14 protein-coding genes and 1 pseudogene are annotated in these 11,042 nt (G+C 55.1%); 7 read left to right on the top strand and 8 right to left on the bottom strand.

The annotated features are described in order from the left end of the window. From MVO87_RS08445 to lonB, 3 genes and pseudogenes are all read right to left on the bottom strand, one after another. Positions 1 to 367 (bottom strand): annotated as a pseudogene (locus MVO87_RS08445) (SUF-like minimal system protein SmsB); the annotation flags it as partial. Next, on the bottom strand, positions 364 to 1,104 hold the full coding sequence (sufC, locus tag MVO87_RS08440) for a Fe-S cluster assembly ATPase SufC (protein WP_297552872.1): 741 nt from the start codon (positions 1,102 to 1,104) through the stop codon (positions 364 to 366). The gene sufC and the pseudogene MVO87_RS08445, both read right to left, overlap by 4 nt. 103 nt (positions 1,105 to 1,207) lie before the next feature. Then, positions 1,208 to 3,112 (bottom strand): ATP-dependent protease LonB, encoded by a 1,905-nt coding sequence (lonB, locus tag MVO87_RS08435; protein WP_297512898.1) that lies wholly within the window; start codon positions 3,110 to 3,112, stop codon positions 1,208 to 1,210. Between the two features lie 113 nt (positions 3,113 to 3,225). Between lonB and MVO87_RS08430 the strand changes: the two genes are divergently transcribed. The 7 genes from MVO87_RS08430 to MVO87_RS08400 all read left to right on the top strand — a co-directional run bounded on the left by MVO87_RS08430 (position 3,226) and on the right by MVO87_RS08400 (position 6,996). Beyond that, positions 3,226 to 4,017, top strand: coding sequence for a DUF2666 domain-containing protein (locus MVO87_RS08430; RefSeq protein WP_297512877.1), 792 nt, complete (start codon positions 3,226 to 3,228; stop codon positions 4,015 to 4,017). Positions 4,018 to 4,080: 63 nt separating this feature from the next. Beyond that, on the top strand, positions 4,081 to 4,467 hold the full coding sequence (locus tag MVO87_RS08425) for a RidA family protein (protein ID WP_297512879.1): 387 nt from the start codon (positions 4,081 to 4,083) through the stop codon (positions 4,465 to 4,467). Between the two features lie 24 nt (positions 4,468 to 4,491). Continuing rightward, a complete protein-coding gene (locus MVO87_RS08420; RefSeq protein WP_297512881.1) occupies positions 4,492 to 4,860 on the top strand; it encodes a Mov34/MPN/PAD-1 family protein in 369 nt (122 codons plus the stop codon). Between the two features lie 55 nt (positions 4,861 to 4,915). Further along, entirely contained in the window at positions 4,916 to 5,299 is a 384-nt protein-coding gene (locus MVO87_RS08415) for an ArsR/SmtB family transcription factor (RefSeq protein ID WP_297512900.1), read from the top strand. Next, entirely contained in the window at positions 5,292 to 5,594 is a 303-nt protein-coding gene (locus MVO87_RS08410) for a MazG nucleotide pyrophosphohydrolase domain-containing protein (RefSeq protein ID WP_297512883.1), read from the top strand. Before MVO87_RS08415 ends, MVO87_RS08410 begins: the two co-directional genes overlap by 8 nt. Before the next feature lie 172 nt (positions 5,595 to 5,766). Next, positions 5,767 to 6,216, top strand: coding sequence for an Lrp/AsnC family transcriptional regulator (locus MVO87_RS08405; protein ID WP_297512885.1), 450 nt, complete (start codon positions 5,767 to 5,769; stop codon positions 6,214 to 6,216). A 66-nt stretch (positions 6,217 to 6,282) separates the two neighbouring features. Next, positions 6,283 to 6,996, top strand: coding sequence for a DUF92 domain-containing protein (locus MVO87_RS08400; RefSeq protein ID WP_297512902.1), 714 nt, complete (start codon positions 6,283 to 6,285; stop codon positions 6,994 to 6,996). A gap of 105 nt (positions 6,997 to 7,101) precedes the next feature. Here MVO87_RS08400 and MVO87_RS08395 read toward each other — a convergent pair whose 3' ends face one another. From MVO87_RS08395 to MVO87_RS08375, 5 genes are all read right to left on the bottom strand, one after another. Further along, positions 7,102 to 8,154, bottom strand: coding sequence for an SPOUT family RNA methylase (locus MVO87_RS08395; RefSeq protein WP_297512904.1), 1,053 nt, complete (start codon positions 8,152 to 8,154; stop codon positions 7,102 to 7,104). A gap of 105 nt (positions 8,155 to 8,259) precedes the next feature. Beyond that, positions 8,260 to 8,862 carry a 30S ribosomal protein S3ae gene (locus tag MVO87_RS08390; RefSeq protein WP_297512887.1) on the bottom strand — a complete coding sequence of 201 codons (603 nt, stop codon included), beginning with the start codon at positions 8,860 to 8,862 and terminating at the stop codon, positions 8,260 to 8,262. A gap of 15 nt (positions 8,863 to 8,877) precedes the next feature. After that, positions 8,878 to 9,138 carry a KEOPS complex subunit Pcc1 gene (locus tag MVO87_RS08385; protein ID WP_297512889.1) on the bottom strand — a complete coding sequence of 87 codons (261 nt, stop codon included), beginning with the start codon at positions 9,136 to 9,138 and terminating at the stop codon, positions 8,878 to 8,880. Next, positions 9,128 to 10,546, bottom strand: coding sequence for a GINS-associated single-strand DNA-specific exonuclease (gene gan / locus MVO87_RS08380; protein WP_297512891.1), 1,419 nt, complete (start codon positions 10,544 to 10,546; stop codon positions 9,128 to 9,130). The genes MVO87_RS08385 and gan overlap by 11 nt, the downstream gene beginning before the upstream one ends. Before the next feature lie 31 nt (positions 10,547 to 10,577). Continuing rightward, on the bottom strand, positions 10,578 to 11,033 hold the full coding sequence (locus tag MVO87_RS08375; RefSeq protein ID WP_297512893.1) for a 30S ribosomal protein S15: 456 nt from the start codon (positions 11,031 to 11,033) through the stop codon (positions 10,578 to 10,580). Positions 11,034 to 11,042 lie beyond the last annotated feature (9 nt).

The raw sequence follows: 11,042 nt of genomic DNA, 5'->3' as shown, positions 1-11,042 counted from the left end.
TCTTGGCCCACTCCTGGAGGAACTGGTTGTAGATGACTCCGGTGTCGGTCTGAACAGCTAAACCAGCGATGTACTTCTGCTCGACCTCCGAAATACCAAGCCTGTCGAGCAAAGCTTTCATCTCCGGTGGCAGGTCGTCGAGGCTCTCGATGTTCTCGGGCAGGCCCTCAATCTCGGGCTTGGCTATGAACTGGAGGAGTCTCTCCTCGCTTATGACAGGGTCGTTCAGTGAAGCCCTCTCGAAGGCCTCCAGAGCTTTGTACCTTATCCTCGTCATCCACTCAGGCTCCCTGTTCCTCTTCGCGAGCTCCTCAATCTGGTTCTCGATTATAGCCTTTGCATCGCTCATGGTTATCGTCTCGGTCATGCTCTCACCTCCTCGAAGATTCCGGCGAAGCCTTCCCTGTCTATCCTGTCAACGAGTTCTCCTCCGCCGGTTCTAACAATCCTGCCGTCCTTCATAACGTGGGCTGTGATTCTGTTTTTGTCGATGTGCTCGAGGATTCTGCCGTAGTGGGTTATCAGGAGTATCGCGGTTCCCCTCTCGTGGAGTTCCTCTATCTTCCTGCTGATTACGCTGAGCGAGTCAACGTCAACACCGCTGTCGGGCTCGTCCAGAATCAGGAGCTTCGGCTCAATAAGAACCGCCTGGAGGAGCTCAAGCCTCTTCCTCTCGCCGCCGGAGAAGCCGACGTTCACGTAGCGGTGCAGGTCCTCTTCCTTGAACCACAGCTCCTTTGCCTTCTCGACTATAAGGTCGTAGGCCTCCACCGGGTCGAGTCCCTTGAGCTCGACCAGAACCTGCTGGAGGAAGTCAATTATCTTAACGCCCTCCACCTCGGGCGGAACCTGAAAGGCCAGCAGAATCCCGCGCTTGGCCCTCTCGTCCGGACCGAATCCGGTTATGTCCTCTCCCTCGAAGAGAATCCTTCCTTCCCTGACCTCGTACTTCGGGTGGCCCGCTATCGTCAGGGCGAGGGTTGATTTTCCGCTCCCGTTGGGCCCCATTATGACGTGGAACTCGCCGGGGTTAATCTCCAGGTCAACGCCCTTGAGAATCTCTTTGTTTTCAACGTTCACGTGAAGGTTCTCAACTTTGAGCATTAGCTCACCCCCGTGGGTAACGTAGCTGGGACGTTTTTTAAGCATTACTGGACACGGATGTGAACTCAAGACAAGTAGGGAAATGAAAATTAGAAAAGACCGCTCAGTGGGCGAGCGGAAGGGTTTCGCGAATCTTCCTGAGGAGCTCGTCCTTAGCTGGTGAATCTTCAAGGGCTATCTCGAGCACCTCATCAATCCGCTCGACCGGGTAAATCTCTATTTTCTCAGCCTTGTCCGGGCTCAGGAAGACGTCCTTCTCGTTGGCCTTGGGGATTATGACCTTCTTTATGCCAGCCTCGATGGCAGCTTCAATCTTCGGCGTCGCACCGCCTATCGGCAGGACCTCACCGCGGACGCTGAGCGAGCCGGTCATGGCAACGTCCTGCCTTATCGGAATGTTCTCAAGGGCCGAGATGACGGCGGTGGCAACGCTTATGCTCGCGGAGTCACCTTCGACACCCTCGTAGGTCTGGAGGAACTGGACGTGGATATCGTACCTGCTGATGTCCTCGCCCTTGTAGCGCTTGATTATGGCCGAGACGTTCTGAACGGCCTCCTTCGCTATCTCTCCGAGCTTTCCTGTGACGATTATCTTTCCTTCCTCCTTGCTCGCGGCGGGGGCAACAACGGCCTCAATCGGCAGTACGATACCGCTCTCCTCGCCGATGACGGCTAGGCCGTTAACGCGCCCGATTTCACTTCCCTCGCTCTTTATGACCTGATACTCCTTCTTCCTCTCGATGTACCAGTCCGCGAGCTGCTTTTCGAGGGGCTTCGCGAGCTTGAGTGCCTCAAGAACGTCTTCCCGCTCGACAATCTTCTTGCCCTTCTTTATCGCAATGTCTCCGGCGGCTCTCACTATACCGCCGAGGTCGCGGAGGCGGAGCGTGAGGTGACCCTTCCTGCCGGCCCTCTTCTGGGCTTCGCGAACGATTTCCTCGACGGCCTCGCGAGTGAAGTGCGGAATCTTGCCGTCGCGTTTAACTTCTTGAGCAACGAACTGGACGAGCTTTCTCCTGTTCTCTATCGTGTCCGGCATCGTGGTTCTCATGTAAACCTCGTAACCGTAGCCCCTAATCCTCGAACGCAAAGCAGGGTGCATCTTCTCTATCGTGTCGAGGTTTCCAGCGGCAACGAGAATGAAGTCACAGGGAACTGGCTCGGTCCTCACCATGGCTCCGCTTGAGAGCTCGCTCTGACCCGTAATCGGGAACTTCTTCTCCTGCATTGCCGTCAGGAGGCTCTGCTGCATCTTAAGGGAAAGTGTGGCTATCTCGTCTATGAACAGGACACCCTTGTGGGCGCGGTGTATCATTCCCGGCTCAACGCGCTCGTGGGCTGGAGTTCCAAGGCCTCCGGACTGGAACGGGTCATGCCTTACGTCGCCAAGTAGTGCACCTGCGTGCGCTCCCGTCGCGTCTATGAACGGGGCCTTGGTCCTTCCGCAGTTGTCAACGAGGAGCTTGGGAACGAGGACGGTGTTCCTGAAGCGCATGTTCGAGAGCGCCATCATGGTGAGGATTATGACGAAGATTCCCATGAGGAGCGTCGTTGCCGTGAACTGCAGAAATAGGGCGAACATGACGGTAAACATGACGAGCAGTAGTATGTAGGATTTCACGTTTTCCTGACTCTTTGCCTTCTCGCGGTACTTCTCAACTATCCGCCTCCCCTGGCACGCCGGAACGGTCTTGATTTTGGGCATGTTCTCGTCTTCAGGGTTCGGGAAAACGAGAATGTCTTCGAGGTTCTCTGTTGGAAGGAGCTCCGCCATCGCCTGACCGAGCATGGACTTGCCCGTTCCCGGTTCGCCGATTAGGAGAACGTGCCTTCTCTGAGTTGCGGCAGTTTTTATGACCTCGACCGCATGGTCCTGCCCGATGACCTGGTCTATGAGCTTCTCGGGAACCTTGATTTCCTCGGTCGTCTCGAACTCGACGCCGAGGTCCAGTTTTTCCCCGTACTCGCTCGGGAGGGGTTTTTCCCTAACCTTCTCCTCCTCGCCCATCTCCTTTCCCTCTCTCATCTCTAAGACCAATGAGCCCCGGTTGATTTATAACCTTTTTCGACGGCGGTGGAAAAAGATAAAAGCCCGGGCAAGAACTCAACTCAGGTGAGAGTATGAAGGTTGAGGAGCACGTCGCGTTTACAGCCAAACACGGGGACTGGAACGTCGCCAAAAAGCTGACCGATATGGAGAACGAAGGAATAGCGCACTTTTTGGCCGGAGTTTCAAACACGGTCAACGCGAGGATTGGTGGCTACCTGAGCGATGCAATAGACGTTGAGGGTGTGAAGACCCTCGCGGAGGAGCTCAGGAAGGACTCGCTGGCAGATACCGTCGTTGCCCTCAAGTCTCCCGGAACCGCGAGGAAGCTCGGCAACCTCGTGAATGAGACCGACAAGAAGCTCAGGAAGCTCCTCGTGGATGTCGCCAAAGCCTACCTCGTTAGGGGGACGCTCAGGCCCCTCGTTCCCATTGACTACCCAGAAGGAATCCTCGAGGGCGTTGACGTGGAGTTTCCCTTCGAGGACGAGCACGTCAACTTCACCGCGAAGCACGGGCGCTGGATAGTCGTTAAGAGGCTCATCATAGACGAGAAGACCCCGATGCTCGACGTGGCGAGACTGCTCGCGAGCATAAACGAAACCGCCACCCTTAAGCTCCCCGTTTACGCGGACATAGACTTGGGGGGAATCGAGGAGGAGTTCTCGGCCTTCAAGAAGGTCAAGAAATCGGACATTCCAAAGGTCATTGAGGCTTACGAGGCGTTCGAGCCTTCACTCTACGCGGACGAGCCCTTCGAGGAGCACGCGAGGGTTTACGCCCTCAGGATTGCGCTCGATAAAATAGGCCTCCCCCTTGACGTTCCCGCTAAATCCCTCGAAAAGTACCTCGAAAAGAAAGGATGATGAAGCCGAGGACACCCGAGGAAACGATGAGGAATCTTCGCTTCGCTGACGGAGGTGATTGGGATGGAGAAGAGGGTTGTTTACACGGAGAAGGCCCCCAAGCCGATAGGGCCCTACAGCCAGGCGATACTGGTTGAGGGCGGGAAGTTCCTGTTCGTTTCCGGCCAGATACCGATTGACCCTGAGACAGGGGAGATAGTGGGCAAAACCATCGAGGAACAGGCCGAGAGGGCCATAAGGAACATGCTGGCGATTGTGGAAGAAGCGGGAGGAAGCGTTGAGAACATCGTTAAGGTCACTGCCTTCCTCAGCGACATCAACGACTATCCCAAATTCAACGAGGTCTACGAGAGGTTTTTTTCAAAGGTGAAGCCCGCCAGGGCGGTTGTTGAAGTGGCCAACCTGCCCAAGGGTGTTAAGGTCGAAATTGAATGCATCGCCGTCCTCTGATTCTTTTCCTTTTGAGGTGGAAGCATGAAGGTAAGGATTAGACGCGAGCTCCTTGAGTACCTTCTCCAGCTCGCGAGAAACGCCTACCCAAACGAGTTCGCGGGTTTCCTGAGGGAGAAGGATGGAATTTTCGAGGAGGTTCTAATAGCTCCAAACCAGCACGCGGGGCCGAGAAGTGTATTCTTCGACACGTGGATGCTTCCCTACGATGAGAGCATTAAAGGAACGGTTCACTCACATCCGGGCCCTGCTCCGTGGCCCTCTGAGGGCGATTTGGAGTTCTTCTCAAAGTTCGGTGGGGTTCATCTCATAATAGCCTGGCCCTTCACGGAGGAAAGCGTGAGGGCCTACTCGAGCGACGGCGTTGAGTTGCCCATGGAGATTGTGGATTAAGTTTCATATGAAAAGTTTTATTAATCCTCAACGTTATTCTTTCTCGGTGATGCACGTGAAGGTCAGGGAGCTCCTTGAAAAACTCGACGAAAGGCAGAAGAAGACCGTTATGCGGTGTGTGGAGAGGTGTGGAATCCCCGAACTGGAGGCTGAGATAGAGCCAGAAGTTGACGATGAAAGTGTGAAGTTCCTCAAGGTTCTGTCGAACCCGCTCAGGCTTGCGATTCTGAAGCTCCTTCGCGACCAGTGGCTCTGCGTCTGCCTCATCTCCGAGGCGCTTCAGCAGGACCAGACCCTCATAAGCCACCACCTGAGGACGCTCAAGTCCCTTGGCCTCGTCGAGGAAAGGAAGGAGGGAAGGATGCGCTTCTACAGGGCGAAGCGTGACGTTATCGAGGAGTATCTCGCCAAGGTCAGGGGGGAGCTCTTCGGTGAATGAGTGGCAGAAACTCGTGGATGAGCTCATTCAGGAGCTCGGCGGATACTGGGGTCCTTTTGAGATGCTCGCGGCCCTGATGGAAGAGCTGGGTGAGCTGGCGGATGCAATGCTTGGCTACGAGGGAATCAAGGGAAAGGCCGACGAGGAAAAACTCCGCGAGGAGCTCGGCGATGTTCTGTTCGCCATCCTCTGCATAGCCAACCACTACGGGATAGACGCGGGGGAAGCCCTCAAGGTGAGCGTTGAGAAATACAGATTTAGGGATTCCAAATCAGTGAGTTCGAAAACTTGGTAATTATTCAGAAGTAACCGCGTGTTATTTTTAACATCCTGTTCTACATTTTTCCCAAGCTTTGCCCAAGCCCTGGCGCTTTAGAATAACCGAATGACCCGAAAAAGTTTTTGAGAACGAAATATTTTTATAGATGTTGGCAAATTTCTCCACTAACTAAAACGGAGGTGAGCGGATGAGCGATAAAATAACCGCTGTTGACCTTCGGATTTTGAAGTTGCTTGCTAAGAACGCCCGCCTTACTTACAAGGAGCTTGCCGAGCTTCTCGGCACGACCAGGCAGAGGATTTCGAGGAGGATGAACAGGCTTGAGCAGAACGGGGTTATATTAAAGTACACCGTCATACCGAACTACGATGCCCTCGGTTACATTTATGTCATTCTCGGTGTCACCATTAGGCCTGAGAAGGACATCGATAAAATAATAGAAACCCTCAAGGAGGACGAGAACGTCAAGATAATCCAGCGTGCCCTCGGTTCCCACAACCTCGTCATCCACATAATCGGCCCGAAGGACATGAGGGAGCTCGAGAAGATTATAGCAGAGGTCACCAAGAAGATACCGGGCATAGAGCACCTTGACATAACGTTCATTACTGAGACGGTCAAGTTTGAAGCCCTCTGATTTTTCTTCCACTTCGTAAGGGAAAGCGTAATAAACTCCATCCATAATTCAGCCCAGGTGTCAGAGATGCTCGAAAGGCTCATCACTGACGTTGCAATCGTTGCAGTGCTCGGCGCTGGTTCCTACAAGCTGAGGGCTTTCGACGGGAAGGGTGCCCTTTCAGCTGCACTTCTCGGACTGGCTGTCATTGAACTCGGTGGTATCTACCCGTTCCTCGCGCTCCTCGCCTTCGTGGTTCTCGGAGTCCTGGCAACCAAATACCGATACAATGAAAAGCGGAAGAACGGCGTTGCCCAGTCTAACGGCGGGGTAAGGAGCTGGGGCAACGTTCTCGGTAACGGTCTCGCGGTGGTTCTCTTTCTCGTCCTCGAGAAGCTCTCAATGATGGACACCTTCTGGGCGGCGACCTTTGCAAGCATCGCTACGGTAAACGGTGACACCCTTGCGAGTGAGCTCGGAAAGGTCTTCGGAAGGAAGCCACGGCTAATCACAAACTTCAAACCAGCGAGACCAGGAACCAACGGCGCAATCTCGCTCGCCGGCGAGCTCTTCGCCTTCCTCGGTTGCCTGGTGATAGTGCTCTTCGCCCTTCCCCTGACCCAGCACAAACTTCAGATGTTCATAGCGGTCATTATAGGGGGCTTCATAGGGGTCAACCTCGACAGCCTTATTGGGGCGACGCTTGAGAACAGGGAAATCACCGACAACAACTCAACGAACTTCCTCGCGAGCCTGCTCGGCGGCCTCGCAGGAGCAGGGATATTCTACATCCTTTCGTGAGCTTTAAGAACCTCTTCTCAAACCCTAGACGGCGGATGATGACTACGGCGGATTCCCGAGCGGTGAGGACGACCTTAGGGTCTGACGCCAGAAAAAGGAAATGGGTCACTCCCCCTTCTCGTTTTCCCTCAGGAACTCTTCGTAAACTTCCCAGAGGGAAACGAGCGTCGCTGGAATGCCGTGCTCGGTGGCAAAGGTCATGTACGGGGCCAAGTCAACGACGTAATCTGCGAAGCGGAACAGACCACGCGGGATTCCCTCGCGCGAGCCGATGAAGACTACCACCTCCCTCGCGTGGTGCATGTCCCTGGCGAGCTTATCCTTGACCTCGGCCAGGGTTGGCCCCTTGGGGTCGGTGATTATGAGCAGTCTCTTGTTCCTCCTTTTGTCGCGAATCACCTGGTAGAGGTCCCAGAGCGAGACGGGAACCTTCTCCACCTTCCAGGGATAGGCCTCGCGCTGTATCTTGTAACGGCTCTCCTGGCCTGCCTTGACGCCCCTCAGGAACTCCATCAGCTCAAAGGCGTCCATCTTCTCCTTGGGTGCTATTATGAGCTCCTTGACCTCGAAGGCCTGTGCCGCTCTGCCAATCTTCTCACCGAACTTCCTGCAGGCTTTATAATCGCCCCAGTAGGGCATCTGGACTATCGTCAGCTTCCTGAAGAGCTTCCTCGCGTCAATCTTGTCTGGGGTGTACTTCCTGTACTCCTCTCCCGGAAGGACGGAGATGTAGGCTCTGTCACCTATTATCTCGACCTGGACGACCTTGTCAGGCCAGCTGAGGTTCACGTCGGCGTTGGTGAGCTCCTTGATTTTGGCCCCGAGAACCCGGTTCACATCTATGCTCGAGAAGTCGTGCTTCCCGCGCCTCTTGGTTTTGACGGCGTAGGTCTCGTTCTCGCCGATGAGGTGCGCAATTTTCTCGGCACTCTCGGCTATCTTATCGAGGTCGGCCTCAGTCTCGACCAGAACCGGAATCACCCTCTCGACCTCGGGAATCTCAAGGAGCTTTTCAAGGGCCTTTTCGTCGGCTTCGACCAGAACCAATCCCGTGTACCCCATCGGAGCAATCCAGACCTCTGCCTCTGGAATTGCCTCCCTGATGTAGTTGCCGGCAACGGCCTCCATGTCGCGCTGGGTCTTGACAAGGAACTTCATCCTTCTCACCCCTCTGGAGTTGGAAGGGCTTTTAAAAAGGTTAGTCGTTCAGAAACGCGTTAGAGAACGCGATGGGTGTATTAAAAGAGATTTTTCAGGAGGCCATCAGGCCTCCGGCTCGGCGAGGACTTTAATCTTCCTAATCTCAGCGCGCTTAATCGGGTATATCTTCCTCGCTTCCTTGGCAATCTCCTGGGCAATCTGGCCGTTGACGGACTGGAGAACAAAGTCGGCGAAGTTGAGCTCCTCGGCCTTCTTGTAGATGATGTCCTGCATTATCTTTCTTATGGCCCTCTCCTGGCTGGTCTGAATGCGCCTGTAGGCTATGACCATGCCCATAACGCGGAGCTTGTAGCCGTCCTTGGTGGTGATGTTGAAGATTCCGTCAACGCGAGTGGTCCTTCTCCTGACGAGCGAGCGGATGTAGCTCCTCGCGAGGGTGTGGCCCTTGAACTTGGTGTACGCGTTCTGGCCCTTTACGTCGTAAACCTGGAAGTAGAGCTTGACGTGGCTCTTGGTGAAGTCGCCGGTGAGGTCCCTAAGGGTCGTCTCGATAACCCTTCCAATGACCTTCTCCGGCTCGTCGGCCGGGGTGAGGCCAATCTCCTTGCTTCCGAAGAACTCCGGAGCGTAAATCACGAACCACTCTTTCATCTTCCACTTATCCTTGGTAGCGGCTGCCCTACGCCTTGGGTTACCCCTTGCCATCTTAACACCTCCAATTCACACCTTTTCGGTCATTTCCTCGGCGACCTTGACCGAAAACACCAAATCATCGAGCGCTTTGATGAGTGTCTCAATCTCACCCGAGTATTTAACCTTTGTTATGACGTCTCCATCAACCCATCGGGTTCGCACATTTAAACTTTTCTTTAGCTGACCGGGCATGGCCTCGTTGTCAACCTCTATCGCCTCGGCTATTGCTTTAGCCCTGAGCTCATCACCGTAGTGCCACCGTATCTCAACGTTCGCATCAATCCTCATTGCTCTTCACCTGCTTCGCCAGTGCCTCATTGAACAGCTTTATGAACTCGTCTATCCTGCCCTTGGGGAACCTTATGCCCGCAGCGATAGCGTGGCCACCGCCTTCACCACCGAGCTTCTCGGCGACCTCCTTCAGGGCCTCACCGAGGTGGTAGCCCTTCTTCAGGGCCTTCTCGGTCGTTCTGGCGGAGGCCTTAACGAGGTTCTCATCTTCCTCACTGTCCGCTATGACGACGACGGGCTTCTCGGGATTGGCCAGGCCAGCGTTGATGGCCATGTTAGCCACTATGCCCACGAGCGTGTCTCTTATGTTCTTGCCTGCGTAGAAGACGTAGGCGTGCTCGCCTTCCTCGGCCATGCTCCAGTTCTGAATCAGGAACTTCCTTGCCTCTATCTGCTCCCTTTTGTAGTCCTCGAGCATCTTCCGGGCCTTCTTGTAGGCATCCTCATCGCCGAGGCATATTGCCACTCCGAGCGTTCCCGCGTTCAAGCGACCGGTCGCGTTGAGGAGCGTCGCGAATTCCCTCGCCTCGTGCCTGACATCGCCCTCAGGATAGAGCGGGCTGACGACAACGTCGCCTATGAGCCTGTCTATAGCTTCTTTCGGCGCGGAGTGCTTTATCATGTGAACGAGAAGCGCTTCGTGGAGCTTCCGCTTTTCTTCCTCGCGGAGCTGCCAGTAGTGGACTTCTGGGTCGAAGCCCCTCGCGCGGAGCCACTCTATTGCCTTCCTCTCGTCGCCGGTAATCTCTGGTATCTCTGGATTGGTCGCGTAGGCCAGCATCTGGTAGAGCGGTCTGCTCTCCCTGCCGAAGAGCCTCAACTCCTTCCTGACCTCAAGGATTCCAAGCTTCTTGCCGTCCTCGAGGATTTCGAGGTTGAGGCCGTGGAAGGTGCCGTCTATCTCCTGCATGTCGCCGACCGCGCCAACGGTCGCAATGTAGGCCAAATCCCTGTTCTTCTCGTTCATCTCCCTCGCGACGAAGTAGGCGACGCCGGAACCGCTCAAATCGCGGACGCTGTTGGCCCCGAAGGGAACCGGGTTTACAAGGACCTTGGACTCGCTCGAAAAGTCGCCCTCCGGCGGGTGATGGTCGGCAACGACGACGGTCGCAAAGTCGAGCTTTTTCTGAATCAGCTCAATTGAACCGCTTCCGAGGTCGCTGAAGACGTATATCTCCCTGTTCTCCCGCGCGAGCTCGTCAATGAGTTCTTCACTGACCTGCTTGACGATGCTGAGCTGAAAACTTCCGCCTTCCCTTGCTACCGCTTTGGCCAGAATAGCACCGGCGGTAATCCCGTCCGCGTCGCGGTGCGAGATTAGCCTTATGGTGTGACATAACTCGATGTGCATCTTAATAAGCTCGGCTCCCTCGCGAACCCTCTCCAGAAAGGCTTCCCTGTCCACGGGGCATCACCAAGGAAGAAGAAGGAGAGGGTCAGCGAACGAGGAGCTTTGCCTGCTCCGGGTCGTAGCGCCACTTCGCCGGAAGCTTCCCGGTTCTCCTGTAGTACTTGACGAGGCGCCTAATCTTGCTCTCGATGAGCTGAAGACCGCGCCTTGAGTGCTTGTCCTTCGGATGCTGTTCGAGGTGCTTTCTGAGGTTGACCGCGCGCCTGATGAGGAACATCAGGTCCTCGGGAATCTCGGGCGCGAGGCCGTTCTCCTCGAGAATCTTGGTTATCTTCTTGCCGGTGACGAGCTTGACGCTCGGTATGCCGTACTGGTCGCGGAGAATCGTTCCTATCATAGCAGTGCTGTAGCCTTCCTTCCTGAGCTTGACAACGAGAGCTTCAACCTCTTCAGCGGTGTACTCCACCCAGGTCGGCGGAGCGGTCCTCGGAGGCTTCTTTGAGCCTGACTTACCCCTCTTTCTCGCGTGCATCCTTGCCATACAACCACC

Origin of the sequence: Thermococcus sp. (assembly GCF_027063845.1) — an archaeon.
Classification (GTDB): domain Archaea; phylum Methanobacteriota_B; class Thermococci; order Thermococcales; family Thermococcaceae; genus Thermococcus.
The sequence above is the reverse complement of the archived record's forward strand: the minus strand, read 5'-3'. Positions and strand labels throughout refer to the sequence as shown.